The 26,375-nt window shown below is 73.9% G+C and carries 18 protein-coding genes; 7 read left to right on the top strand and 11 right to left on the bottom strand.

Features of this window, described 5'->3' with window-relative positions:
• Window positions 1-12: 12 nt before the first annotated feature.
• The gene (locus EKG83_RS38395; protein ID WP_051765547.1) at window positions 13-333 is read left to right on the top strand and encodes a hypothetical protein; all 321 of its coding nucleotides are present in this window, start codon (window positions 13-15) and stop codon (window positions 331-333) included.
• Between the two features lie 168 nt (window positions 334-501).
• Here EKG83_RS38395 and EKG83_RS38400 read toward each other — a convergent pair whose 3' ends face one another.
• The 3 genes from EKG83_RS38400 to gndA form a co-directional block, all read right to left on the bottom strand.
• The gene (locus EKG83_RS38400; protein ID WP_033430644.1) at window positions 502-2,706 is read right to left on the bottom strand and encodes a SulP family inorganic anion transporter; all 2,205 of its coding nucleotides are present in this window, start codon (window positions 2,704-2,706) and stop codon (window positions 502-504) included.
• 327 nt (window positions 2,707-3,033) lie between these two features.
• Window positions 3,034-3,642 (bottom strand): rhomboid-like protein, encoded by a 609-nt coding sequence (locus tag EKG83_RS38405; RefSeq protein ID WP_033430645.1) that lies wholly within the window; start codon window positions 3,640-3,642, stop codon window positions 3,034-3,036.
• Between the two features lie 24 nt (window positions 3,643-3,666).
• On the bottom strand, window positions 3,667-5,106 hold the full coding sequence (gene gndA, locus EKG83_RS38410; protein WP_033430646.1) for an NADP-dependent phosphogluconate dehydrogenase: 1,440 nt from the start codon (window positions 5,104-5,106) through the stop codon (window positions 3,667-3,669).
• A gap of 135 nt (window positions 5,107-5,241) precedes the next feature.
• Between gndA and EKG83_RS38415 the strand changes: the two genes are divergently transcribed.
• Window positions 5,242-6,249, top strand: a complete 1,008-nt coding sequence (locus EKG83_RS38415) for a LacI family DNA-binding transcriptional regulator (protein ID WP_033430647.1) — start codon at window positions 5,242-5,244, stop codon at window positions 6,247-6,249.
• A 156-nt stretch (window positions 6,250-6,405) separates the two neighbouring features.
• Window positions 6,406-8,280 carry a ricin-type beta-trefoil lectin domain protein gene (locus EKG83_RS38420; protein WP_051765548.1) on the top strand — a complete coding sequence of 625 codons (1,875 nt, stop codon included), beginning with the start codon at window positions 6,406-6,408 and terminating at the stop codon, window positions 8,278-8,280.
• A 235-nt stretch (window positions 8,281-8,515) separates the two neighbouring features.
• Here the strand turns inward: EKG83_RS38420 and EKG83_RS38425 are convergent, their stop codons facing one another.
• The gene (locus tag EKG83_RS38425; RefSeq protein ID WP_033430648.1) at window positions 8,516-10,372 is read right to left on the bottom strand and encodes a sigma-70 family RNA polymerase sigma factor; all 1,857 of its coding nucleotides are present in this window, start codon (window positions 10,370-10,372) and stop codon (window positions 8,516-8,518) included.
• A 261-nt stretch (window positions 10,373-10,633) separates the two neighbouring features.
• Here EKG83_RS38425 and EKG83_RS38430 point away from each other — a divergent pair, with 261 nt between their 5' ends.
• Window positions 10,634-12,016, top strand: a complete 1,383-nt coding sequence (locus EKG83_RS38430) for a pyridoxal phosphate-dependent decarboxylase family protein (protein WP_033430649.1) — start codon at window positions 10,634-10,636, stop codon at window positions 12,014-12,016.
• Window positions 12,017-12,034: 18 nt separating this feature from the next.
• Here EKG83_RS38430 and tesB read toward each other — a convergent pair whose 3' ends face one another.
• Window positions 12,035-12,961, bottom strand: a complete 927-nt coding sequence (gene tesB / locus EKG83_RS38435; RefSeq protein WP_033430650.1) for an acyl-CoA thioesterase II — start codon at window positions 12,959-12,961, stop codon at window positions 12,035-12,037.
• A gap of 8 nt (window positions 12,962-12,969) precedes the next feature.
• A complete protein-coding gene (pyk, locus tag EKG83_RS38440; RefSeq protein ID WP_033430651.1) occupies window positions 12,970-14,394 on the bottom strand; it encodes a pyruvate kinase in 1,425 nt (474 codons plus the stop codon).
• A gap of 82 nt (window positions 14,395-14,476) precedes the next feature.
• Here pyk and EKG83_RS38445 point away from each other — a divergent pair, with 82 nt between their 5' ends.
• Window positions 14,477-14,821 carry a VanZ family protein gene (locus tag EKG83_RS38445; protein ID WP_033430652.1) on the top strand — a complete coding sequence of 115 codons (345 nt, stop codon included), beginning with the start codon at window positions 14,477-14,479 and terminating at the stop codon, window positions 14,819-14,821.
• Here EKG83_RS38445 and EKG83_RS38450 read toward each other — a convergent pair.
• Window positions 14,799-15,452, bottom strand: a complete 654-nt coding sequence (locus tag EKG83_RS38450; RefSeq protein WP_033430653.1) for a DUF2461 domain-containing protein — start codon at window positions 15,450-15,452, stop codon at window positions 14,799-14,801. The two genes, EKG83_RS38445 and EKG83_RS38450, sit on opposite strands and share 23 nt — an antisense overlap.
• A 93-nt stretch (window positions 15,453-15,545) precedes the next feature.
• Here EKG83_RS38450 and EKG83_RS38455 point away from each other — a divergent pair, with 93 nt between their 5' ends.
• Window positions 15,546-17,498 (top strand): helicase-associated domain-containing protein, encoded by a 1,953-nt coding sequence (locus EKG83_RS38455; protein ID WP_153278710.1) that lies wholly within the window; start codon window positions 15,546-15,548, stop codon window positions 17,496-17,498.
• A 115-nt stretch (window positions 17,499-17,613) separates the two neighbouring features.
• Here the strand turns inward: EKG83_RS38455 and EKG83_RS38460 are convergent, their stop codons facing one another.
• Together EKG83_RS38460 and EKG83_RS38465 are read right to left on the bottom strand one after the other, a co-directional pair.
• Window positions 17,614-17,994 carry a carboxypeptidase-like regulatory domain-containing protein gene (locus tag EKG83_RS38460; RefSeq protein ID WP_033430655.1) on the bottom strand — a complete coding sequence of 127 codons (381 nt, stop codon included), beginning with the start codon at window positions 17,992-17,994 and terminating at the stop codon, window positions 17,614-17,616.
• 54 nt (window positions 17,995-18,048) lie between these two features.
• Window positions 18,049-19,020: a trypsin-like serine peptidase gene (locus EKG83_RS38465; RefSeq protein ID WP_170191823.1), complete on the bottom strand. Its 972-nt coding sequence runs from the start codon at window positions 19,018-19,020 to the stop codon at window positions 18,049-18,051.
• Between the two features lie 216 nt (window positions 19,021-19,236).
• On the opposite strand from EKG83_RS38465, the gene EKG83_RS38470 reads away from it, so the two are divergent.
• Window positions 19,237-20,001: a maleylpyruvate isomerase family mycothiol-dependent enzyme gene (locus EKG83_RS38470; RefSeq protein WP_033430656.1), complete on the top strand. Its 765-nt coding sequence runs from the start codon at window positions 19,237-19,239 to the stop codon at window positions 19,999-20,001.
• Between the two features lie 51 nt (window positions 20,002-20,052).
• On the opposite strand, the gene EKG83_RS38475 is transcribed toward EKG83_RS38470, so the two are convergent.
• Together EKG83_RS38475 and gltB are read right to left on the bottom strand one after the other, a co-directional pair.
• Window positions 20,053-21,558 carry a glutamate synthase subunit beta gene (locus EKG83_RS38475; protein ID WP_033430657.1) on the bottom strand — a complete coding sequence of 502 codons (1,506 nt, stop codon included), beginning with the start codon at window positions 21,556-21,558 and terminating at the stop codon, window positions 20,053-20,055.
• Window positions 21,551-26,089: a glutamate synthase large subunit gene (gene gltB / locus EKG83_RS38480; protein ID WP_033430658.1), complete on the bottom strand. Its 4,539-nt coding sequence runs from the start codon at window positions 26,087-26,089 to the stop codon at window positions 21,551-21,553. Before gltB ends, EKG83_RS38475 begins: the two co-directional genes overlap by 8 nt.
• Window positions 26,090-26,375 lie beyond the last annotated feature (286 nt).

Consider the following 26,375-nt stretch of genomic DNA (forward strand, 5'->3'; position numbering starts at 1 on the left):
GGAGCGCTGAAGGTGTCCGGCACCGTCTTCAGCCAGCTCGACAAGTCCCTCCGCGAACACCTGGCCACGCTGGTCCACCTGGCCTCGACCGGCGACGACGAGACGGCGGCCGACCTGGCCCGCAGCGAAATGCCGCGCGTCGTGGCCGCCGTGAAGGCCCTCCTGGACGAGCACACCCCCGACGAGCACGGCCGCTGCCGCACCTGCCGCACGCGCTGGTGGAGCCGCCGCCTCCCCGCCCCCTGCCGCGCCTACCTCACCACCCAGCTCTGCCTGACCACCTTCGACGACGACCCCACCGACACCCGCACACACCTACACCGAGTCAGCTGACCCCGCGCGAGTCGAACCTCCAGACCCCGCGAGTCGAACCTCCCGACCACCCGAGTTCCACGTTCGCGCACCCCCGCCCGGCTCCGAACGTGGAGTTCACCGGTCCTGAGCGTTGAACTCGGGGGTCCTGGGGGTTCGACACGCGGGGCTTGGGCGTTCGACTCGCGGTCAGGTGTGGACCGGGCGGAGGGCGGCCTGGGTCGGGTCCACCAGGTAGACGCGCGCCGCGGAGATGTCGAAGTACATGCCCACCAGGTGGAGGGCGCCCGCCGAGACGGCCTCGCGCACGCTGGGGTAGGTCATCAGGTTGTCCAGCTGCTGGGCGACGTTGGCCACGGCCAGGTGCTCGACCGCGGGCAGCTCCGACGAGGCCGCGTGGAAGCGGATCAGGCTCGGCTCGGCGGCGCGCAGCCACTCGTGCAGCCGGGAGCCCGGCCGGGCCGAGCCGTTGACCAGGGCCTTCATCGCGCCGCAGTCGGAGTGGCCGCACACCGCGATGGTCTTGACCGCCAGCACCTCCACCGCGTACTCGATCGCGGCGCCGACGGAGGCGTCGCCGTCCAGCGGCACCAGGTTGCCGATGTTGCGCACGCAGAACAGGTCGCCGGGCCCGCTGGTGGTGATCAGGTTCGGCACCACGCGCGAGTCGGCGCACGTGATGAACAGCTGCCGCGGCCGCTGGCCGCGCGCCGCCAGCTCCGCCAGGAACGGCCGCACCAGCGGCGCCGTGGTCCGCTCGAACTCGTGCATGCCGCGGATCATCGGGTCGGCGTCCTCGCGCTGCCGCGGCACGGTCACCGCGCGCTGCCGCTGCCAGTGCGACCACGGCGCGAACCACCTCGGCGGCGGCGACATCGGCGTCTTGCGCAGCGCCGGGATGCCGCGGGTGGCCTTGCTGAACCACGTGTCGTGCACCTCGTCGACCTCGACCTGCCCGCCCAGCCGCTCGTAGCCGGTGCGCCACTCGTCGATCGCCTCGTACGCGCCGTGGTCGAGGAAGTCGATGTGCAGCTCCAGCACGACGCGCTGCCCGAGCGGCACCGACCGCAGCCCGCGCACCAGCCGCCCGGCGCCGAGGAACACCAGCGAACCGCGGATCACCACCCGGCAGCCGTCCGGCTCGGGCTCCACGCGCACCGACGTGCGGGTCAGCCGGTGCAGCGACCGCACCGCCGCCGCGGCCACGCCCAGCAGCACGCCCTCCACCAGCCCGAGCGCCACCACGCCCAGCGCGGTGACCGCGTAGGCGGTGAACTCGCCGTGCCGCCACAGCGCCCGCATCCGCGGCACGCTCACCAGCCGCAGCCCGACCACCAGCAGCACGCCCGCCAGCGCGGCCAGCGGGATCAGCTCCAGCACCGACCCGAGCGCCAGCGCGAACAGCGCGATCCACAGGCCGTGCAGCACGGTCGACGCGCGGCTGCGCGCACCCGCGGCCACGTTGGTGGAGCTGCGCGCGATCGCCGCGGACACCGGCAGCCCGCCCAGCACGCCCGCCACCGCGTTGGCCGCGCCCTGGGCGACCAGCTCGCGGTCGAGGTCGGCGCGCGGCCCGTCGTGCAGCTTGTCCAGCGCGACCGCCGACAGCAGCGAGTCCATGCTCACCACCACGGCCACGACCAGCACCGCGAGCACCACGCCGCCCAGGTCGCCGGACGGCAGCTGCGGCAGCGCCAGCCCGGCCAGCGGGTCGTCGGGCAGGTCGACGCGCGCCACGTCCAGCCCGCCGGTGGCCAGGGTCGCGGCGAGCACGGCCACCAGCGGCGCGGGCAGCAGCGCGGTGCGCGGCAGGCGCGGCCACAGCAGCAGCACCGCGACGGTCAGCGCGCCGACCAGCACGGCGGCCCAGCTCACCTCGGTGGTGAGCGCGCGGGCGAGGTTGTCGAGCACGGAGGTGGCCGCCGTGCCGCCGAGGACGACGGCGAACTGGCCGACGGCGATGCTCAGGCCGACCCCGGCGAGCATCCCGTGCACCACGGCCGGGGACAGCGACAGCGCCAGCCGCCCCAGCTTGAGCAGGCCGAGCACCACCTGGACGAGGCCGGCGGCGAGGGTGATGGCGGCGGTGGCGGCCCAGCCGTGCTCGGCGATGACCCCCGCGATGACCACCACCATGCCCGCGGACGGCCCGCTGACCGACAGCGGCGACCCGCTGAGCGCGCCCGCGACGACGCCGCCGACGGCCGCGGAGACGAGCCCCGCCATCAGCGGCGCGCCGGTCGCGGCGGCGACGCCCAGCGACAGCGGGACCGCGATCAGGAACACCACCACCGAGGCGGGCAGGTCGTGGCGCAGCACGCCGGCGAGGCCGCCCGGCGGGCCGGCCGTGGTGTGCTCGCCGGCGTGGGACTTGTTGGGGCGTGGTCGGTTCACGGGGGTCCTCTCGGGCAGCACGGGGTCGACGCCCCGCGCGCGTCGGGGCGCGGGGCGGGGAAGGTGGGTGGGGCCTTCAGCGCGTGGCTAAGGGCAGCGTGAGCCGCGGCCAGGAGAATGCGGGTCGGCACTCGGCCCCGGCGCGGTGGTGGGCGGTCGCCACGGTGGCACCTCCGTGTCGGCACACTGGACGTGTCGGCACAGCCGCGTCGCTTGAGGTCGCGTCCCCACCATCATGAACGACGAGGTGGCCGGCCTGACAGTCGTTCCACCCGGTCGTGTTGATCAACGGGGTGACCGTCACTGCTGGTGACGAGCCGCGGAACCTCAGCGGCCGGCGAAGGCCCGCCGCACCGCGAGGGCGCCGCCCGCCGCGCCCAGGACGGCCGCCGAGACGTGCCCGACCGCCTCGGAGCCGGGCACCGCGCCGTACCACTGCGCGCCGATCAGGGGGCAGGTCACCACCAGGGCCAGCCACGGCGCGCGCAGCACCGGCGGCACCAGCGCGGTCACCGCGCCGGCCGCCGCGAGGGCCACGTCGTCGACCCCGACGGCCACCACGGCGGACAGGTCGGTCGGGTAGGCGCCCGAGGAGGTGGCGGCCGCGGCCGCCAGGGCCGCGCCGACGTGCCCGACCGCGGCCACCGCCCCCGCCCGCCACGGGCCGACCTCGCGCTCGAAGCGCCCCAGGCACACCGCCGCGGCCGCGAGCACGAGCGCGGTGCGCAGCGCACCGGCGCCGGGGTCGAGCACGAACGCGCTGCCCAGCAGGGCGGTCGCCGGGTGGTCGGCGAGGTTGTCGGTGTTGGCGCTGAGCGACTCGTGGATCTGCGCCGACATCCCGTCGTCGAACACGAACCGCATCAGCAGCGCGAGCCCCGCCACGGCCGACAGGTAGCCGGCCGCGACGGGGTTCCGCCGGAAGCGCTCACGCACCCGGCCATGATCCCGAGCCGGGGATCAAGCGTCCACTTGGGACCTGTCACCCGACCAGAGGGTGTGGAAGCTGCCCTCGCGGTCGGTGCGCCGGTAGGTGTGCGCGCCGAAGAAGTCGCGCAGGCCCTGGACGAGCGACGCGGGCAGCCGCTCCGAGCGCAGGGCGTCGTAGTAGGCCAGCGCGGAGACGAACCCGGGCGCGGGCACGCCGGCGGACACCGCCTTCACCACGACCCGCCGCCACGCCTCCTCCGCCGACTTCACCGCGTCCCGGAAGTACTCGTCGACCAGCAGCGACGGCAGGTCCGGGTTCTTGTCGTAAGCCTCGCGGATGCGGTCGAGGAAGCGGGCGCGGATGATGCAGCCGCCGCGCCAGATGGTGGCCATCGCGCCCAGGTCCAGGTCCCAGCCGTACTCGGCGCCGGCCGCGCGCATCTGGTCGAAGCCCTGCGCGTAGGCGACCACCTTGGACGCGTACAGCGCCCGCCGCACGTCCTCCACCAGCGACTCGTCGGGCTGCGGGGTGACCTCGGCGGCACCCAGCGCCTCGCGCGCGGCGCGCCGCTGGTCTACCCGGCCGGACAGCGACCGGGCGAACACCGCCTCGGCGATGCCGGTCACCGGCACGCCCAGCTCCAGCGCCTCCTGCACGGTCCAGCGGCCGGTGCCCTTCTGCTCGGCCTCGTCGGCGATGACGTCCACCAGCGCCGAGCCGGTGTCGGCGTCGACGTGCCCCAGCACCTCGGCGGTGATCTCGACCAGGTAGGACTCCAGGTCGCCGGAGTTCCAGCCGCGGAAGACCTCGGCGATCCGGGCGGGCGTCTGGCCGCCGACGCGGTGCAGCAGGTCGTACGCCTCGGCGATGAGCTGCATGTCGGCGTACTCGATGCCGTTGTGCACCATCTTGACGAAGTGCCCGGCGCCGTCCGGTCCGACGTGGACGCAGCACGGCACGCCGTCCACCTTGGCGGCGATGTCCTCCAGCACCGGCCCGAGGTGCTTGTAGGACTCGGGCGACCCGCCGGGCATGATCGACGGGCCGTTGAGCGCGCCCTCCTCGCCGCCGGAGATGCCGGCGCCGACGAAGTGCAGCCCGGCCTCCTTCAGCCTCGCCTCGCGGCGGCGGGTGTCGGCGTAGTGGGCGTTGCCGCCGTCGATGACCATGTCGCCGGGCTCCAGCAGGGGCACCAGCTCGTCGATCACGGCGTCCGTGGGGGCGCCGGCCTTGACCATGATGATGATCTGGCGCGGGGTCTGGAGGCTCGCGACCAGCTCCTCCAGGGTCTCGGCCGGGACGAAGTCGCCCTCGTGGCCGTGCTCCTCGACGAGCGCCTTGGTGCGGGCGTGGCTGCGGTTGTGCACGGCGACGCGGTAGCCGTGCCGGGCGAGGTTGCGCGCCAGGTTGCTGCCCATGACGGCGAGCCCGGTGACGGCGATCCGCGCGGGTGCCTCGGAGGTGTTCATGGGACCCAAGATTGCCGAAAACCGCGCCCGCGCGCACGCACGCGCGCCCATTGCGCGCTCACTGCCCCAGATCGACTTCGGACCTCCACGGCGGGTCTGTAACATCGTGAAACAAATGTGGAACCGGGGGTGCGCATGAGCAGGGCGACGGTGCGGGACGTGGCGCGGGCGACGGGGCTGTCGATCGCCACGGTCTCGCGGGTGCTCAACGGCCAGGCCAACGTCGCCCAGCACACCCGCGAGGCGGTGCTGCGGGCCGTGGACCAGCTCGGCGCGCGGGCGCCGAGGCCGCGGGGCGCCAAGCCCACCGGCTCGATCTACGTGCGCTGCCCGTACCTGCTCACCGACTACTTCGGCCTGATCGTGTCCTCGGTCGCCGAGACGCTGGCCCTGCACGGCCACCAGGTGGTGCTCAGCGCGGGCACCTCGGCGCAGCGGGCGCGGGTGCTGCCGGACCTCGCGGGCCGGGCCGACGTGGGCGGCGCGGTGCTGATCCTGCCGCCGGAGCCGGCCGAGGAGCTGGTGCGGCTGCGCGACCGGCGGTTCCCGTTCGTGGTGGTGGACCCGCGCACGGAGCTGCCGCGCGACGTGGCGTCGGTGTCCGCGGCGCACTTCGCGGGCGCGCGGCGGCTGATGGCGCACCTGGTGGAGCTGGGGCACCGGCGGATCGGCGTGCTGGGCGGGCCCCGGGACTGGCAGGCGAGCGACGGGCGGCTGGCCGGGTACGCGGCGGCGCTGTCGGACGTGGGCGTGCTGCCCTCGCCGGAGCTGCTGCGGCACGTGGACGAGCCGACCGACGAGCAGGGCCACCGGGTCGCGGGCGAGCTGCTGGACCTGCCCGAGCGGCCGACCGCGCTGGTGGCGTTCAACGACAAGATGGCCGTGGGCGCGTTGCGGGCGGCCCGGGAGCGCGGGCTGTCCGTGCCCGGCGACGTGTCGGTGGCCGGTTTCGACGACCTGGACCTGAGCCGGGCCACCCGGCCGGAGCTGACCACGGTGCGGCAGCCGTTGCAGGAGATGGGCCGGATGGCCGTGACCCTGCTGGTGCGCCTCCTGGACCGGCACGAGCTGGAGGCGTTGCACGTGGAGCTGGCCACGGAACTGGTGGTCAGGGCGTCGACGGGGCCCGTGCCGCACCGCTGAGCGGGTGGTTTTTCCGGTATTTACCGGGCTCGCGGCGCGGTCTTGACACCCGTACGGGGTCATTGTTTCCTTTTCCGTGCGGATGTGTTCCATGAAATTTTCAGTTGTTACAGCCGCCGACGCTCCCTGCCCACAACGTCGTGAAAGGAGTCCGGGGTGCCCTCTTCCCGCCTTCGGGCCTTCACCAGCGCCACCGCGGTCGCGCTGACCGCGGCCGCCGCCGTCACGGCCGCCTCCCCGCCCCTGGCAGTCGCCGCGGGCGAGACGGTCAACGTGTACCTGACGACCACCTCCGACAGCGGCGGCCGGGTCGTCACCCGGGGCCTCCAGCAGCAGAGCCCGGTCGCGTTCGGCACCGGCGGCGGCTCCGCCACCCACACCATCACCGTCAACGAGGGCGTCACCTACCAGCAGTTCGAGGGCGGCGGCGCGTCCATCACCGACACCACCGCGTACCTGCTGCGCGGCGGCCCGGTCTCCGCGGCCACCCGGGACGCGGTGATGCGCAGGCTCTTCCACCCGGTCGACGGCATCGGCCTGTCGTTCGTGCGCAACCCCATCGGCGCCTCGGACCTGTCCCGGCCCGGCATGGTGTCGCTCGACGACACGTGCTGCGACCTCAACGACTGGGGCGCCAACGGCTATGACACGAACGTGCGGTTGTTGACCCAGCAGGCCAAGCAGCTCAACCCGCAGCTGCGGGTCAAGGGCGTGCCGTGGAGCGCGCCGGGCTGGATGAAGGACAACGGCCGCATGGACCAGATGGGCTGGCTGAAGTGGGAGCACTACCCCACCTACGCCCAGTACCTGGTCAAGTACGTGCAGAGCTACCAGGCCGCCGGCGTGCCGGTCGACTACATCTCCGTGCAGAACGAGCCGAACTGCTGCCAGGCGTCCAACCCGACCGCGATGAACTACCCCGGCATGAGCTGGAACCCCTCCGGGCTGGTCGAGTTCACCAAGAACCACGTCTACCCGGCGTTCCGCGCGGCGGGCATCACCACGAAGGTGCTGGTCCACGACTGGAACTACGGCGACTACGCCAACTTCGGCGCGGCCGTGCTCGGTGACGCGGGCGTGCGCAACGACCCGCTGTTCGGCGGCATCGCCTGGCACGGCTACTTCGGCGACCCGGCCGTGGGCACGCAGGTGCACGACCAGTACCCGGGCGTGAAGCAGTTCAGCACCGAGCACTCCGGCGGCACGTGGATCTCGAACCAGCACAACGAGGACATGGCCGACATCGTCAACTACGCCCGCAACTGGAGCTCCAGCCTGGTCAAGTGGAGCCTGGCGCTGAACCAGAACATGGGCCCGCACAACGGCGGCTGCGGCACGTGCACCGGCCTGATCACGGTGCAGGAGGGCGGGTCGCGGGCCGGCCAGGTGGATTACACGATCGAGTACTACACGACCGGGCACCTGACCAAGTTCGTGAAGCCGGGCGCGCACCGGATCGACTCGACGGCCAACGGCACCGTGCAGAACGTGGCCTACCGCAACCCCGACGGCTCCAAGGCGCTCATCGCGCACAACGGCGGCACCTCGGCGCAGTCGGTCCGGGTGAACTGGGGCACCCAGTCGTTCACCTACAGCCTGCCCGCGCGCACCACCGCCACGTTCACCTGGCAGGGCACCCCGGGCAGCGCGCCCGGCGGCTCGATCACCGGCCTGGCGGGCAAGTGCGTCGACGTGGCGGGCGGCAGCTCGGCCGACGGCACGCCCGTGCAGCTCCACACCTGCAACGGCAGCGCGGCCCAGCAGTGGTCGCGCCCCGGCGACGGCACCGTGCGCGCGCTGGGCAAGTGCCTGGACGTGAAGGACCGCGCCACCGGCGACGGCGCGCAGCTCCAGCTGTGGAGCTGCGGGGGCACCGCGAACCAGCAGTGGACCTACACGGCGGGCCGCGACCTGGTGAACCCGGCGGCGAACAAGTGCCTCGACGTCACCGGCAACACCAGCGCGGACGGCACCAGGCTCCAGCTGTGGACCTGCACGGGCGCGGCGAACCAGAAGTGGAACGTCGGCTGACCCCGGACCGCCCCGCGGGGTGATCCCGCCGGGGCCCGGACCGGGGGTCCCGACCGCCCCACCCACGGCGGCGGCCGGGTGGTCGGGCCCCCGGCCCGTCAGGTGACCGGCCCGCCCGCCGCGACCGCACGACCGGTCGTGGCGGGCGGGCCGATCCCCGTCACCGCCGCACGACCGGCGGCGACGGGAGCCTCGTCCCCGTCATCGGTGGCGACGGGAACCCGGTGACCGCGCGTCACCCGGTGGCGCGGTACGCCTCACCCGCCGGGTTCGGGGTGCCGCCGGGCGCGTACAGGCCCGTGCCGGGCTTGTCGGCCGGCAGCGCGAACCACGCGTAGCGCTCCAGGTAGGGCAGGCCCTCCAGCATCCGCGACGAGGCGCCCGCGAAGTCGGCCAGCTCCCGCGCGCCCGGGTAGCGCACGCCGCCGCCCGAGAAGTCCATCAACGAGTACTCGGTCAGCCAGATCGGCAGGCCGTACCGGGCGTGCACGGCGTCCAGGTAGCCCTTGAGGTGGCCGACGGCGGCCGGGCCGAAGTCCGAGCCGTACCAGTGCAGCGCGATGAAGTCGACGCGCAGGCCGCGGGCGCGGGCGCCGGCCAGGAACCGGTCGAGCCAGCCGCCCTCCCGGTCGGCGCCGTACGCCACGGCCGGGCTGCCCAGGCGCATCCCCGTCGCCTGGAGGCCCGGCCACAGGTCCAGCGCCCGCTCCACGGTCATGTTCGCCTGCTCGGCCAGGTCCGGTTCGTTGAAGCCGAGCAGGGTGGTGCCCTGGCCGCGGACGGCGTCCAGGTTGGCCCGGGTCGCGGTCTTCTCGCCCCAGATCATCGGCACGTACTCCACGCCGGGCGGCGCCTGCACGTCCTCCGGGGTGGTGGCCCAGTTGTAGAACCAGCCCGCGCCGACGTCGGACAGCGCCCGGGTCACGCCGTCGAAGCGCCAGGTGCTGACGCCCTTCTTGGTCGACTTGGCCGCCGGGAGGGGTGCGGGTGGTGCCTCTACGGTCGGTTGGGCGGTGGTCGTGGTCGTCGTGGTCGTGGTGGTGGTCGTCGTCGCGGGGGCGCTCGACGCGGTGGCGGGCACGAGGGTGGTGGTCGTGGCGGCGATCGGCGCGGCCACCGGGACCGGCCGCGGTGCCGGGTCGGGCGGCAGCAGGGCGACCGCGCCCGCCACCGCCGCCACGGTGGCCGCCGCGACCAGCGGCTTGGCGGCCGCGTGCGCCCAGAAGCCGGACTTGACCGGGGTTGCGCCGGGGGCGGTCGGGTCGGGTGCCGCCGGGTGGGGTGCCGTCGGGTCGGGGTCGGCCAGGTCGGGGTGGACCGCGGCGGGGTTGGCCAGGGCGAACCCCGCGGGCAGCGGCACCAGCGGGATGCGGGCCACCAGGCCGTCCACGGCGGCCAGGTCGTCGAACCCGCGACCGCACCGGCGGCACTCGCGGGCGTGCCGGACGATGCGCTTGCGCCACAGCGCGCTCGGCCTGCCGTCCCAGTCGGCGAGCACGTCGGTCAGCTCGCCGCACCGGGGCGCGGCCAGCACGCGCACGACCACGCGGGCCGCGTCGAGCTGCGCCTTCATCCGCTGCACCCGCACGGCGGCGTGCTGCGGGGTGATGCCGAGGGCCGCGGCCAGCTCGGCGCGCGTGACCCGGCCGACCTGCTCCAGCCACCACAGCGACAGCAGCTCGCGCTCGTCGTCGGAGATCCAGCGGGTGGCGGCCAGGACCTCCCGGCGCTGGCCGGTCAGGTGCAGGCGCGTGATGGCGAGGTCGGCGAAGTCGGCGCCGGGGTCCGCCCGGTCCAGCAGCTCGTGGTCGACCGGGAGCGGCTGGTTGCGCCGGTGGCGGTCGCGGACCTGGTTCAGGGCGATGACCAGCAGCCACGACCGGAACGACTCGGGCCGCTCCAGGCGGGACAGGCCGTCCACGGCGCGGAGCATGGTCTCCTGGACCACGTCGTCGGTGTCGGGGTGGCCGCCGAGGGCGTGCCCGACGACGTTGTAGACCAGCGGCAGGTAGGCCGCCACCAGCGCGTCCAGCGCGCCCGGCTCACCGCGCTGGGCGGCCGTGACCGCCGCGGCGTCCCCTGGTGTGCGCATACCGATCCTCTCGGCCGAGTTGGGCTTACCCACCGGAGACGGTCAGTGGGCGACACGATAACCAGAACTTCGCCGCGGTTCGCCCGGCGCGGGGGCTGAGCGTTGAACTCGAGGGTGCCGAACGTTGAACTCGGGGGTGCTGAGCGTTCGACACGACGGGTCTGAGCGTTCGACTCGCGCGGTCTGGGTGGAGGACTCGCGGTGTCTGGGTGGAGGACACGCGCGGGTGGGTGGGGTGGGGGCGTCGGTTAGCGTGCGGGTATGGATCCTGAGGAGTTCCGGCGGGTCGGGCACGAGGTGGTCGACTGGATCGCCGACTACCGGGCGCGCGTGGAGGGGTTCCCGGTCCGGTCGCGGGTGGAGCCGGGGTGGGTGCGCGAGCGGCTGGCCGGGCTCGCCGAGGAGGGCGAGGACTTCGCCGGGCTGCTCGGCGACCTGGAGCGGGTGGTGCTGCCCGGCACGACGCACTGGCAGCACCCGGGGTTCTACGGCTACTTCCCGTCCAACGCGTCGCTGCCGTCGGTGCTCGGCGACCTGCTGTCCTCGGGGCTGGGCGTGCAGGGGATGCTGTGGTCCACCTCGCCCGCGGCCACCGAGGTCGAGCAGCACCTGCTGGACGAGCTGGTGGGCGCCATGGACCTGCCGCGGTCCTTCCTCGGCGGCGGCGTCATCCAGGACACCGCGTCGTCCGCCGCGCTGCTCGCGGTGCTGGCCGCGCTGCACCGGTCGTCCGGCGGCAAGTGGCGGCAGTCCGGCGTGGACGGCTCGGAGACCGTCTACGTGTCCGCGCAGACCCACTCGTCGGTCGAGCGCGCCGCCCGCATCGCCGGGCTGGGCGAGCAGGCCGTGCGGTCGGTCCCCGTCGACCCGGTGACGCAGGCGATGGACGTCGGCGCCCTGGCCGCGCGGCTGCGGTCCGACCTGGACGCCGGCCGGCGGCCGGTGCTCGTGTGCGCGTCCGTCGGCACCACCGGCACGGGCGCGGTGGACCCGGTGCGGGAGGTCGCGGAGCTGTGCGCGCGGCACGGCGCCTGGCTGCACGTGGACGCGGCGTGGGCCGGGCCGGCGGCGCTGTGCCCGGAGTTCCGCCCCCTGTTCGACGGCGTCGAGCGGGCCGACTCGCTCACCGTGAACGCCCACAAGTGGATGCTGACCGCGTTCGACCTGTCGCTGTTCTGGACCGCCCACCCGGACGTGCTGGTGGACGCCCTGGCGATCCTGCCGGAGTACCTGCGCAACACCGCGACGGAGTCGGGCGCCGTGGTCGACTACCGCGACTGGCAGGTCCCGCTCGGCCGCCGGTTCCGGGCGCTGAAGCTGTGGTCGGTGCTGCGCTGGTACGGGCTGTCGGGCGTGCGGGCCCACCTGCGCCGGCACGTGGCGCTGGCGGAGCTGCTGGAGTCGTGGGTCCGGGCCGACGGCGGGTGGGAGCTGGTCGCGCCGCGGACGCTGTCCCTGGTCGTCCTCGCCCACCGCGGCGGTGACGAGGTGACGCGGGCCGCGATGGAGCGGGTCAACGCGAGCGGCGGGGCCTTCGTCACGCACACCACCGTGAACGGCCGCTTCGCCGTTCGGGTCGCGATCGGGGCGGAGGCCACGGAGGAGCGGCACGTGCGGGCGCTGTGGGAGGCGTTGCGGGACTGACGGGCGCGGGAGGGGCCGCTAGGGCAGGACCCGGATCAGCCCCTCCTGCACCACGGTGGCCACCAGGCCGCCGTCCTGGGCGTAGAAGCGGCCCGTCGCCAGGCCGCGCGCCCCGGACGCCGACGGCGAGGCGCAGTCGTACAGGAACCACTCGTCGGCGCGGAAGCGGCGGTGGAACCACATGGCGTGGTCCAGGCTCGCGCCCAGCACCTTGTCCGTCCCCCAGTACACCCCGTGCCGGACCAGGACCGAGTCGAGCAGGGTCATGTCCGACGCGTAGGCCAGCACGCACACGTGCAGCAGGTCGTCGTCGGGCAGCTTGCCGTCCGCGCGCATCCACACCCGGCTGCGCGCCTCGCCCGGCCCGTCGTCCCGCGCCTGCCACGGCGGCCGGCTCACGTACCGGATGTCGATCGGCCGGGGCAGCCTGGCCATGCCGACCTTGTCCAGGTACCCGGCCGCCGACTCGGCGTAGGTCGGCAGCGACGTCGGGTCGGGCACCTCCGGCATCGGGTCCTGGTGCTCCAGGCCCGGCTCGTCGAGCTGGAAGGACGCCGACAGGGCGAAGATGGCCTTGCCGTGCTGCACCGCCACCACCCGGCGGGTGGTGAACGACCGGCCGTCGCGGATGCGGTCGACCTCGTACACGATCGGGACCGTCGGGTCACCGCCCCGGATGAAGTACGAGTGCAGCGAGTGCACGCGCCGCTCCGGCGGCACGGTCCTGCCGGCGGCCACCAGGGCCTGGCCCGCGACCTGCCCGCCGAACACCCGCACGGGCGATTCGGCGGGCGACACCCCGCGGAAGATGTTCTCCTCGATGCGCTCCAGGTCCAGCAGCGCGACGAGGCGGTCGAGCACGGGCTGCCCGTGCGGCACGCCGTCGGCGTCCAGCGGAACGTCCGAGAACCCGGCGGAAGCCGCGGCGCGGGCAGCCTCGGTCACGTCATCTCCTAAGCGTGGTCTTCCTCCCCCAGGCGGTGCACCCGGATGAGGTTGGTCGAGCCGACGGTGCCGGGCGGCGAACCGGCCACGACGACCATCAGGTCGCCGGGCTGGTAGCGCCCGATGGACAGCATCGACTGGTCCACCTGCCGGACCATCCCGTCGGTGGAGTCCACCTTAGGCACCAGGAACGTCTCGGTGCCCCAGGTGAGAGCAAGCTGACTGCGCACGCTCTGCTCCGGCGTGAACGCCAGCAGCGGCAGGTGGGTGTGCAGGCGGGCCAGCCGCCGCACCGTGTCACCGGACTGGGTGAACGCCACCAGCGCCTTCGCGTTCAGCCGCTCGCCGATGTCGCGCGCCGCGTAGGAGATGACGCCGCGCTTGGTGCGCGGGACGTGGGACAGCGGCGGGACCTGCACGGACTCGGTCTCCACGGCCTCGATGATGCGGCCCATGGTCTTGACCGACTCGATCGCGTAGCGGCCGACCGAGGTCTCGCCGGACAGCATCAGCGCGTCCGCGCCGTCGAGCACGGCGTTGGCCACGTCGGAGGTCTCGGCGCGGGTCGGCCGGGAGTTGGTGATCATGGAGTCGAGCATCTGCGTGGCCACGATCACGGGCTTGGCGTTCTCGCGGGCGATCTGGATCGCGCGCTTCTGCACCAGCGGCACGTACTCCAGCGGCAGCTCAACGCCGAGGTCGCCGCGGGCGACCATGACACCGTCGAAGGCCAGCACGATGGCTTCGAGGTTGTCCACCGCCTCGGGCTTCTCGATCTTGGCGATGACCGGCAGCCTGCCGTGGCCGACCCGGTCCATCACCTGGTGCACCAGGTCGATGTCGGCGGGCGAGCGGACGAAGGACAGGGCGATGAAGTCCACGCCCAGCCGGAGGGCGAACTCCAGGTCCTCGATGTCCTTCTCCGACAGCGCCGGCACGGACACGTCCATGCCGGGCAGCGACAGGCCCTTGTTGTTGCTGACCGGGCCGCCCTCGGTGACCTCGCAGACCACGTCCGGCCCGTCGACGTCCACGACGACCAGGCCGACCTTGCCGTCGTCCACCAGCAGCCGGTCGCCGACCTTGGCGTCGTGCGCGAGCTGCTTGTAGGTGGTGGAGACCCGGTCGTGGGTGCCCTCGACGTCCTCGACGGTCACCCGGACGACGTCACCGGTGCGCCACTCGACCGGGCCGTGGGCGAACCGGCCGAGGCGGATCTTGGGGCCCTGGAGGTCCGCCAGGATGCCCACCGCGCGGCCCGAGGTGTCGGCAGCGGCGCGGACCAGGTCGTAGACCTGCTTGTGGTCGGCATGGCTGCCGTGGCTGAAGTTCATCCGGGCCACGTCCATACCGGCCGCCACCAGCTCGTTGACCTTGTCCTCGGTCGCCGTGGCGGGGCCCAGCGTACAGACGATCTTCGCGCGTCGACTCACGTTTGAGCAGAGTAGTCCCTGTCACTGGACCGATCAGGATGTACCCGTCGGTAATCTGCGTGAAACCGGCACAATCTGCCTGGTGGGCGTCAAAATCCTTCCCTTCGTGGTCACGGCGTTGCTCAGCGTCATCGTGCTGTTCACCCCGCAGTCAGGTGTGCCCGACTCGCCGCCGGGCACCGACAAGGTCGTCCACCTGCTGCTGTTCGCCCTGCTCACGGCCACCGGGCGGCACGCGCGGCTGCCCGTCGCGGGGCTCGTCGCGGGCCTGGTTGGTTACGCCGCGGTCTCGGAAGTGTTGCAGTGGCTCATCACCGCGCTGGGCCGCGGGGGTGACGTCCTCGACGCGCTGGTGGACGTCGCCGGCATCGGCCTCGGGCTGCTCGCCCACCGGCTGCTCCCGGTCAGCGGAAGCCGACCTCGCTGAGCCCGACGTGGTCGGCGCACCAGTCGACCAGCGGGGTCACCTGGCGCCAGGCGGTGCGGACCCGGTCCAGGCACCCGGGCTCGTGCAGCACGTCGTCCGGTGGCCACACCTTCGACACGTAGATGCGCTTGTGCTTGAGCAGCTCGACCCGGGGGTGCCCGGGGTCCAGGCCGCGCGGGGCGCGCTTGAGCTTGTCGCCGCGCAGCTCCCAGCCCTGCCGGGCGAGCCTGGCCAGGACCTTCTCCAGGGCCCTGCCGCGCAGGTCGTCGGCGACCGACTCGCGGTACCGGGCCACCTGGTCGGGGGCCATGGCGAACGAACCGCCGGCGACGAGCAGGCCCTCCGGACCGATCTGGACGTAGTGGGCACCGCCGCCGCGGCCGAGTTCCACCACGCCGCCGCAGTGGTCCTTGTAGGGGGTCTTGTCCTTGCTGAACCGCACGTCGCGGTAGGGCCGGAAGACCTTTCCCTTCCCGAATTCCGGCTCCAGGGCGGCGAGCAGCGCTTCCATCGGCGCGCGCACGTCGGCGTGGTAGAGGTGCTTGTTGTCCTCCCAATACGCCTTCGAGTTGTCGACCACGAGACCGTCGTAGAAGTCGATGGCGTACTCGCCGAAGCCGGTGAATTCCACGGCACCCAGCTTACGTTCGTCCGTTCGTGCCTCATTCGCCCGCGGGGTCGCGATGCATCACCGAGTCGTCACCTCGTGTGCATAATCAGCCGAGTGGGTAGGAAAGCTGCGCTCGCGGACTGGTTGCGGGAACTCGACGTGCGGGACCTGCGGGAAGTGCTGGCCACGCGCGAGGACGCCGCCGAGTCCCACCCCCACTCGCTGCGCGCGCTGGCCGACGAGCTGACCTCGGCCGCGTCGCTGCGGACCGCCGTGGAGGGTCTGGACCAGGCGTGCCGGGACGTGCTGGACACCGCGGTGCGGCTGGGCGACGAGGCGGGCGTGGAGGCCCTGGCCGACCGGTTGCGCTGCAACGGGAAGGCGGCGCGCGCCGAGCTGAAGCGGACGTTGGCGCGGCTGCGCGCCCACGCGCTGGCGTGGCCGGCGGGCGACGGCCTGCTCACCTCGCCGGGCCTGCGGCCGCTGCTGGACGCGCCGGCGCGCCGGATCACGCCCGCGCCGCGCGCGCCGCGCCGGGTCCGGCAGCACCGCGGTTTCGCCGACCGGGCGGGCATCCCGCCCGCGACATCCACAGTGGACGGCGTGGCGCGGCTGGTGGAGTTCTGCGACACCGAGCTGGTGTCCTGCCGCAGCGGCCTGGGCCTGCGCGAGCTGCGCCGCGTCGCCGGGGTGCTGCGCGCCGACGAGCAGCGGGTGCGGCTGTGGGCGGAGCTGGCGGTGGAGGCGCGGCTGCTGGCCGCGGAGGGCGGGTGGCTGCTGCCCACCGCCCGCGCGGACACCTGGCGCGCCGCGCCGACGGACCACCGGCTGGCCGTGCTGGTCGAGGCGTGGCCGCGGATGACGTGGGTGCCGGGCAGGCAGCGGCAGGCGGTGGCCGAACCGTCCTCGTCGGACACCGGCGACCGGACGCGGCACGGCGTGCTGTCGCGGTACGCGCGGCTCGCGCCCGACGAGGCGTTCGAGCACCGGCACGAGGTGGTGGCCGAGCTGGTCTGGTCGCGGCCCGCCGTGCACGGTCCCGCCGCGACCGAGGCGGCGCTGGTGGAGGCCGAGTCGCTGGGGCTGGTGGCGCTGGGCGCGCCGACCGAGCTGGGCCGGGCCGTGCTGGAGGGCCGCGCGGCGGAGGTGGCCGGCCGGTTCGTGCCGCCCGCGGCGACCACCGCGCACCTGCGGTCGGACCTGACCGCCTCGGTGGCGGGCCCGCCGGACCGGGAGCTGGGCGCGGTGCTGGGCCTGGTCGCCGACGACGCGGGCGAGGGGTGGCGGTTCACCGCCGCCGGGGTGCGGCGGGCGCTGGACGCGGGCCACGAGCCGGAGGCGCTGCTGGCCCGGCTGGCGTCGGTGGCCGCGCACGGGGTGCCGCCCGCGCTGGAGCGGCTGGTGCGGGAGGTGGCGCGGCAGCACGGGCGGATCACCGTGGTGCCGGTGGCGTGCTGCGTGCGGACCGCGGACCCCGGGCTGCTGTCGGAGATCGCCGGGCACCGGTCGCTGGCGCCGCTGGCGCTGCAGCCGCTCGGCCCGACCGTGCTGGCCTCGGCCAAGCCGGCGACGGAGACGCTGGCCCTGCTGCGCGCGGCCGGCTACGCCCCGACCACGTCGGCCGCCGACGGCACGTCGGTGGTCGAGCGGGTGCCCCGGCGGCGGGCCACCCCGCCGCCCGTGCGCCGCATCCCGGCCGCCCGGCGCGCCCCGCTGTCCGAACCGGAGCTGGACCGGCTGGCCGTGGCGCTGGTCGACCGGGAGCGCCCGCGCGCCCGCTACGCGACCCCGCGCGTGGAGTCGAGCCGGATGAGCACCGTGCGGCTGCTGCGCGACCAGTCGCTGGTGCTGCGCGACTCGGAGGTGCTGCTGCTGGCCGAGGCGCTGGTGACCCGGACGGCGGTGGAGGTCGCCGTGGCCAGCGGTCCGCGCACCGCGGTCAAGCACGTGATCACGCCGGTCAACCACGCGGCGGGCAACCTGACCGCGGCCTGCGAGCCGCGCGGCGAGCAGCGGGAGTTCCTGGTCAGCGCCATCCGCTCGGTCCGCGCGGTGGCCCGGGTCTGACGCGCACGTGAGCCCCGACCCGGGGCGTGCCGGACCGGGGCTCGTGCACAGGGCCCGGCCGCGGCGTGGCCGGGGGCGTCTCGTCGGGGTCGGAGGTGATCGCCCAAGGGCCTGGTCAGGGCAGGCGGAGCGGTACTTCCCGGGCGGCGTCCACGGTGCCGGGCGCGGCGACGACCTCCGCCGGCACCCCGGTCCGCTCACCCTTGAGCGCGGTGAACTCGTAGCGCCCGGCGGCCAGGCGCCACTCGTAGCGGCCGTCCGGGCCGGACATCACGGCCAGCTCGGGCACCGCCAGCGGCGGTTCGTCGAGCGACCTGGGCTGCACCAGCGCGCCCTCGACCGGCCGGCCGGCGTCGTCCACCACCGTGCCGGCGATGACGACCAGGTCGGTCGGGTTCCCGGCGGACGTCCCCCCGTCCGAGGTCGTGCCCGCCTCCCGACCGCACCCGCCGAGCACGAGCAGGCCCACCAGCAGCACCGCCTTGACGTGTCCCACGATCGACTCCCTCCGGTCACGTCACCAGGACGGGACCACCGGCGCGCCCGGTTGTCAGCGCCAGCCGGCGATGAGGTTGAACCGGCTCTCGGTGATGCGCGGCCCGCTGTTGTGCGTGCTGCTGCCCACGCCGTACGCGTGGATGGCCAGCGAGCACCGGCCCGAGCAGCCCGAGGAGCCCGCCGCGCGGACGGTGTAGACCGAGCTGCCGCTGTTGCCGCCGACGGTGTCGTTGTCGTAGTACAGGCGCAGCGAGCCGTTCTGGCGGACCTGGTCGCTGTGGATCCACTGCTGCGAGCCCTTGTCACCGGGGTAGCCCTGGATCGTGGTGGCCGTGCCCAGCAGCGACGCGGTCGTCCAGTACGCGCCGTACCAGCCGGTGGTGTTGCCGATGGTGCAGTTGAGGGTGGCCGCGCCGTAGTCGGCGTCGGCGCTGCCGTCGACCGTCCAGCCGGTGTTCGACCGGAGCGTGGTCGCCGAGCAGGAGCCGTACGGGTAGCTGCCCGCGCCGTTGGCGCCCGGGTAGAAGCGGAGCCGGCCGGTGTACCAGCCGGTGCTCTGGTCGTAGACGCAGTGGCCCGCGGTGACCACCAGGTCGTCGCTGAACATCCAGCCCGTGCAGTGCTGGGACTCCACGCCGTTGACCGTCCGGGTGATCAGCACCGTGGCGCGGGCCGGGAACGACGTGGTCGGGTCGACCCGCGTGCGGTTGTCGGCGCCGATGATCGACTGGACGCCGACGTCGTCACCGGTCGGCGACCGGTAGCCCTGGATGCGGTGCCCCGCCGGGACGGGCTCGGCGCCGTAGGCGGTGACGTCCTTCGGCACGCCCGTGCCCTCGTGGCTGTCGAGGCCGCGCAGGCCGGTCGACGCCGCCGCCGAGAGGCTGACGCCCCCGGTGTCGGTGACCGCCAGTTCGGCGTTCTCCGCGGCGCCCGCCGAAGCCGTCGGCGACAGCACCACCACGACCAGCAGCGCGCCCGATAACAGCGTTCCGGCGCGGAGGGTGGATCTATTTGCGTTCACAGTATTCCCATCTGTCAACTCGTACCGACTCCCCTGTGTCGCGGCGGCGACCGCGGTGATACGCGACCGTTGCGAATTGGGGCCGGCCGGCCGCAAAAGATGGGCACAACGGCGGGCGCGGAGCTTCCTTGTCGAAACAAGCGGGGCCGCGCGGCCCGGAATCGTTCCCCCGTCCGTGCACCGACGCACCGCGGCCGGCGGCGTTACCGTGGCCGGATGACGGGATTGGGCTTCGACGACCACGCCGCCGAGGTCGTCCGGCAGACCGAGCTGCTGGTGTCCTGCGCGGACGGCGCCGACCCGGCGACCCCGGTGCCGACCACGCCCGGCTGGGACCTGGCGCGGCTGCTGCACCACGTGGGCAGCGGCCACCGGCGGGTCGAGGAGGTCGTGCGCACCCGGGCCACCGAGCCGCCGGCGGGCGAACCGCCGCGCGTGCCCGCCGACGAGCACCCCGCCGACTGGGGCACGTGGCTCGTGGAGGGCGCCCGGGAGCTGGCCGACGCGCTGGTGGAGGCGGGGCCGGACGCCGAGCTGTGGACCGTCGTGCCCGGCGGGAGGACCGCGTTCTGGGCCCGCCGGGCCGCCCACGAGACCCTGGTCCACCGGGCCGACGCGGCGCTGGCGCTGGGCAGGCCGTTCGAGGTGCCCGCCGGGCTCGCGGTCGACGCCCTGGACGAGTGGCTGGAACTGGCCTCGCTGCCGGAGGTGTTCGAGCTGCAACCGGCGCGGCGGGAGCTGCTGGGCCCCGGCCGGACCCTGCACCTGCACGCCACCGACGTCCGCGCGGAGTGGCTGGTCGACCTCACCGGGGACGCCCTGACCTGGCGGCACGCCCACGAGGAGGCGGCCGTGGCCGTGCGGGGACCCGCGGCGGACCTGCTGCTGGTCGTCTACGGCCGCGAGGCACCCGACCGGGTGGACGTCCGCGGCGACCGGGACCTGCTGGACTTCCTGCTGCCGCGCTTCAGCTTCGGCTGAGCGGGCGGGGTCGCCCCCGACGCCGTTGTCGGGGGCAACCGGTGCGGGGCATCACACCACGGCGAGCGGGAGCTGGTTGGGGATCACCGGGGACGGCAGGTCCGAGGACCCGGTCAGGTAGGTGTCCACCGCGTTGGCCACCGAGCGGCCCTCCGCGATGGCCCACACCACCAGGGACGCGCCCCGGTGGGCGTCACCGCAGACGAACACGCCGGGCGCCTGCGTCTGCCAGTCGGAGCCGCACGAGATGGTGCCGCGGGAGGTCAGCGGGACGCCGAGCCCGTCGAGCAGCGGCATGTGCTCCACGCCCTCGAAGCCGATGGCCAGCAGCACCAGGTCCGCGGGCAGCAGCTCGACCTCCTCGGAGGTCGGCACCACCACGCGCCGGCCGGTGGCGTCCTTCTCCACCCGCACCTTGCGCAGCCTGATCTGCCGCACGTGCCCCTGCTCGTCGCCGACGAACTCCTCCACGGCCACGGCGAAGCGCCGCTCGCCGCCCTCCTCGTGCGCCGGGTAGGTGCGCAGCACCCACGGCCACACCGGCCACGGCGAGCGCTCGTCGTCGCGCCGGGTCGGCGGCATCGGGTACTGGTCGAGCTGGAGCACCGACGCCGCGCCCTGGCGCACCGCCGTGCCGTAGCAGTCCGCGCCGGTGTCGCCGCCGCCGATGATGACCACGTGCTTGCCCGCCGCGTCGATCGCCGACGGCCCGTCGCCCTCGCAGGCCCGGTTCGCGGGCACCAGGTGCTCCATGGCCAGGTGGATGCCGTCGAGCTCGCGGCCCGGCGTGGTCCGGTCGTCGCGGCCGCGCAGCGCGCCCACCGCGAGCACCACCGCGTCGAACCGCTCGCGCAGCTGCTCCACGGTCAGGTCCACGCCGACCTCGCAGCCGGTGACGAACTTCGTGCCCTCGTTGCGCAGCTGCGCCAGCCGCCGGTCGAGGTACTTCTTCTCCATCTTGAACTCGGGGATGCCGTAGCGCAGCAGCCCGCCGAGCCGGTCGTCCCGCTCGAACACGGTGACCTCGTGGCCGGCGCGGGTCAGCTGCTGGGCCGCGGCCAGCCCGGCCGGGCCGGAGCCGACCACCGCGACCCGGCGGCCCGACGCCACGTGCGCCTGGGAGGGCTGCACGAGCCCCTGCTCCCACGACACGTCCGCGATGGTCTGCTCCACGCGCTTGATGGCCACCGGGCCGCCGGCGTCGGAGCTGATCGACAGCACGCACGCCGCCTCGCACGGCGCGGGGCACAGCCGCCCGGTGAACTCCGGGAAGTTGTTGGTCGCGTGCAGCCGCTCCGAGGCCAGCGCCCAGTCGCCGCGGCGGACCAGGTCGTTCCACTCGGGGATCAGGTTGCCCAGCGGGCAGCCGGCCGAACCCGAGTGGCAGAACGGGATGCCGCAGTCCATGCAGCGCGCCGCCTGCGTGCGCACCTGCCGGTCGCGGACCTCCGGCCCGAGGTCGGCGTAGACCTCGCCCCAGTCGCCGGCGCGGTCGGCGACCGGCCGCTTCTCGCCGTCCTGCCGGGGGTGCTTGAGGAAACCGTACGGGTCAGCCACGGGATGCCTCCATGATCGCCTGGTCGACGTCCCTGCCCTCCGCGCGGGCGAGCCTCATCGCTTCGAGCACGCGCTGGTAGTCGCCGGGCATGACCTTGGTGAACGCGGCGGATCGCCGGGGCCAGTCGCCGAGCAGCGACGCGGCCACCGCGGATCCGGTGAGCTTGTGGTGCTTCTCCACCACCTCGCGCAGCCAGCGCAGGTCCTCCGCGCCGGGCCGCTGCAGCTCGACCTGGGCGGTGTTGACCGCCGCCGGGTCGAGGTCGAGCACGTAGGCGATGCCGCCGGACATGCCCGCGGCCAGGTTGCGGCCGGTCGGCCCGAGCACCACGGCCCGGCCGCCGGTCATGTACTCGAACGCGTGGTCGCCCACGCCCTCGGACACCGCGAGCGCGCCGGAGTTGCGCACGCAGAACCGCTCGCCGACCCGCCCGCGCAGGAAGATCTCGCCGGACGTGGCGCCGTAGCCGATCACGTTGCCCGCGATGACCTGCCGCTCGGCCGCGAACGGCGCGTCCGGGTGCGGGCGGACGATGATCCGGCCGCCGGACAGGCCCTTGCCGACGTAGTCGTTGGCGTCGCCGATCAGCTCCAGCGTGATGCCGCGCGGCACGAACGCGCCCAGCGACTGGCCGGCCGAGCCGGTGAACGTCACGTGGATGGTGTCGTCGGGCAGGCCGTCACCGCCGAAGCGGCGCGTCACCTCCGCGCCGAGCAGGGTGCCGACGGTGCGGTTGACGTTGCGCACCGGCAGCTCCAGGCGCACCGGGTGCGCGTCCTCCAGCGCCGCCTCGGCGAGCTGGATGAGCGTGCGGTCCAGGGCCTGCGCCAGGCCGTGGTCCTGCTCGCGGACCTTGCGCTTGGCCGTGCGGTAGGGCGTCTCGGGCACCTCGAACACCGGCGACAGGTCCAGGCCCTTGGCCTTCCAGTGCTCGATCGCCCGGTCGGTCTCCAGCAGCTCGGCGTGGCCGACGGCCTCGTCGATGGTGCGGAAGCCCAGCGCGGCCAGGTGCTCGCGCACCTCCTGCGCGACGAACTCGAAGAAGTTCACCACGTGCTCGGCCTTGCCGGTGAAGCGCTTGCGCAGCTCCGGGTTCTGCGTGGCGATGCCCACCGGGCAGGTGTCGAGGTGGCAGACGCGCATCATCACGCAGCCCTCGACGATCAGCGGCGCGGTGGCGAAGCCGAACTCCTCCGCGCCCAGCAGCGCGGCCACCACCACGTCGCGGCCGGTGCGCATGGCGCCGTCCACCTGCACGGTGATCCGGTCGCGCAGGCCGTTGAGCAGCAGCGTCTGCTGGGTCTCGGCCAGGCCCACCTCCCACGGCGTGCCGGCGTGCTTGAGCGAGTTGAGCGGGGACGCGCCGGTGCCGCCGTCGTGGCCGGAGATCAGCACGACGTCCGCGTGCGCCTTGGCCACGCCCGCCGCGACCGTGCCGACGCCGACCTCGCTGACCAGCTTGACGTGCACGCGGGCCTGCTCGTTGGCGTTCTTCAGGTCGTGGATGAGCTGCGCCAGGTCCTCGATCGAGTAGATGTCGTGGTGCGGCGGCGGCGAGATCAGGCCCACGCCCGGCGTGGAGTGCCGGGTGCGCGCGATCCACGGGTAGACCTTGTAGCCGGGCAGCTGGCCGCCCTCGCCGGGCTTGGCGCCCTGCGCCATCTTGATCTGGATGTCGCTGGCGTTGACCAGGTACTCGCTGGTCACGCCGAACCGGCCGGACGCGACCTGCTTGACCGCGCTGCGCCGCTGCGGGTCGTACAGGCGCTCGGGGTCCTCGCCGCCCTCGCCGCTGTTGGACCGGCCGCCGAGCCGGTTCATCGCGATGGCCAGCGTCTCGTGCGCCTCGGCCGAGATGGAGCCGTAGGACATGGCGCCGGTGTTGAAGCGCTTGACGATCGAGGAGACCGGCTCGACCTCGTCGATCGGGATCGGCGCGCGGCCCTCGGTGCGGATGGTGAACAGGCCGCGCAGGGTGCCGCCCTGGCGGGCCAGCTCCTCCACCTCGGCGGTGTAGCGGCGGTAGACGTCCTGCCTGCCGGTCTTGGTGGCGTGCTGGAGCAGGAACACCGTCTCCGGCGTGAACAGGTGCAGCTCGCCCTCGCGGCGGTAGGCGTACTCGCCGCCCACCTCCAGCCGGCGGTGGACGCGGTCGGTCGGGTTGTCCGGGTGGGCGCGGCGGTGGCGCAGGGCCACCTCCTCGGCCAGCACGTCCAGGCCCGCGCCGCCGAGCTTGGACACCGTGCCGGTGAAGTACTCGTCCAGCAGCTCCTTGGACAGGCCGACGGCCTCGAAGACCTGGGCGGCGGTGTACGCGCCGACCGTGGAGATGCCCATCTTGGACATGATCTTCAGGGTGCCCTTGACCAGGGCCGTCACGTAGTTGCGGACGGCCTTGCGCGGCTCGATGCCGGTGATGGCGCCCTGGCTGATCAGGTCCTCGATGGTCTCGAAGGCCAGGTAGGGGTTCACCGCGGCGGCGCCGTAGCTCAGCAGCGCGGCGATGTGGTGCACCTCGCGGGCGTCACCGGTCTCCACCACCAGCGCCACGCGCAGCCGCTCCTTGGTGCGCACCAGGTGGTGGTGCACCGCGGAGACCAGCAGCAGCGACGGGATCGGCGCCATCCGGTGGTCGGAGTCCCGGTCGGACAGCACCAGGGTGCGGGCGCCGTTGGCGATGGCCTCGGACGCCTCGCGGCGCACCCGCTCCACCGCCGCCGCCAGCGCCGGGCCGCCACCGTCCACCTCGTACAGTCCGGACAGGACGGTGCAGGCGAAGCCGGGCAGGTCGCCGTCGTCGTTGATGTGGATGAGCTTGGCCAGCTCGTCGTTGTCGATGACCGGGTAGGTCAGCTTGATGTGGCGGCAGCTCGCGGCGCCGGGCTCCAGCAGGTTCTGCTCCGGGCCCATCACCCGGGACACGCTGGTGACGATCTCCTCGCGGATCGCGTCCAGCGGCGGGTTGGTGACCTGGGCGAAGGTCTGCGCGAAGTAGTCGTAGAGCAGGCGCGAGCGCTGGGAGAGCGCGGCGACCGGGGTGTCGGTGCCCATCGAGCCCAGCGGCTCCATGCCGCCCACGGCCATCGGGGCGAGCAGGATGCGCAGCTCCTCCTCGGTGTAGCCGAAGGTGAGCTGGCGGCGCACCACGGACTCGTGGCTCTGCACCACGTGCTCGCGGTCGGCCAGGTCGTCCAGCTCCAGCAGGCCCGCGTGCAGCCACTCGTCGTAGGGCAGCTCCTCGGCCAGCCCGGACTTGACCTCGTCGTCCTCGACCAGGCGGCCCTGCACGGTGTCCACCAGGAACATGCGGCCCGGCTGGAGGCGGCCCTTGGCCACCACCTGGTCGGGCGCGACGTCGAGCACGCCGGTCTCGCTGGCCAGCACCACGCGGCCGTCGGCGGTCTGCCACCAGCGGGCCGGGCGCAGGCCGTTGCGGTCGAGCACCGCGCCGACCAGGGAGCCGTCGGTGAAGGTGACGCAGGCCGGGCCGTCCCACGGCTCCATCAGGCTGGCGTGGAACTCGTAGAACGCGCGGCGCTTGGGGTCCATCGACGCGTGGTTCTCCCACGCCTCGGGGATCATCATCAGCACCGCGTGGGGCAGGCTGCGGCCGCCCAGGTGCAGCAGCTCCAGCACCTCGTCGAAGCTCGCCGAGTCCGACCCCTCCGGGTGGCAGATCGGGAACAGCCGGGTCAGGTCGCCCGGGATGAGGTCGGAGGCCAGCAGCGCCTCGCGGGCCCGCATGCGGTTGCGGTTGCCGCGGACGGTGTTGATCTCGCCGTTGTGCGCCACGTAGCGGAACGGGTGGGCCAGCGGCCACGACGGGAAGGTGTTGGTGGAGAAGCGCGAGTGGACCAGGGCGATGGCCGTGGCCAGGCGCTCGTCGCGCAGGTCCGGGAAGAACGCGGGCAGCTGGCCGGTGGTCAGCATGCCCTTGTAGACCAGGGTCCGGGCGGACAGCGACGGGAAGTAGGTGCCCGCGCCCGCGGCCACCGACTCGTGCTCGACCCGCTTGCGCAGGGCGAAGGTGAGGCGGTCCAGCCCGATGCCGCTCTCGCCGCCCTCGCCCTTGACGAAGAGCATGGCGAAGTGCGGCATCACCGAGCGGGCGGTGGGGCCCACGTCGGCGGCGTCGGGGTCGGTGGGCACCTCGCGCCAGCCCAGGACCTCCAGGCCCTCCTCGGCGGCGACGCGCTCGGCGAGCGCGACGGCCCTGGCGCGCTCGTCGGCGCCCGCGGGCAGGAAGGCGATGCCGGCCGCGTACGCGCCGGCCTCGGGCAGCTCGAACCCGACCGCGGCCCGCAGGAACGCGTCGGGGGTCTGGAGCAGGATGCCCGCGCCGTCGCCGCTGGTCGGCTCGGCGCCCGCGGCGCCGCGGTGCTCCAGGTTGGCCAGCGCGGTGAGCGCGTCGACGACGATGTCGTGCGACCGGCGGCCCTTGATGTCGGCGACCATCGCCACGCCGCACGCGTCGCGCTCGGCCGTGGGGTCGTAGAGTCCCTGCGGGGACGGGATGGCGGAGAAGATCACTTCGCAGACCTCCTTCGTCTCGTCGTCCTGGCTGACGAACTAGTCCTCGTGTCCAGGTCCTGGAATCCGGGTGCTGGGCACGGGACGACGATGGCCCGCGTGTTGACGCGACTTTAACAGTCGCGAAACCGAACCACACTATCCTGAATGTGATCTCGGTCATTCACACGTAACGATTCGACCCCCTGGAACGACACTGGGGCCGACGTTGTTACGCGTTGTTAAGCATAGCTCGCGCAGGCCCCTCGCGCGCCTCGCTGAGACGCTGCCGACACCCCCTCCCCCC

The organism is Saccharothrix syringae (assembly GCF_009498035.1).
In the GTDB taxonomy this organism is placed as follows: Bacteria; Actinomycetota; Actinomycetes; order Mycobacteriales; family Pseudonocardiaceae; genus Actinosynnema; species Actinosynnema syringae.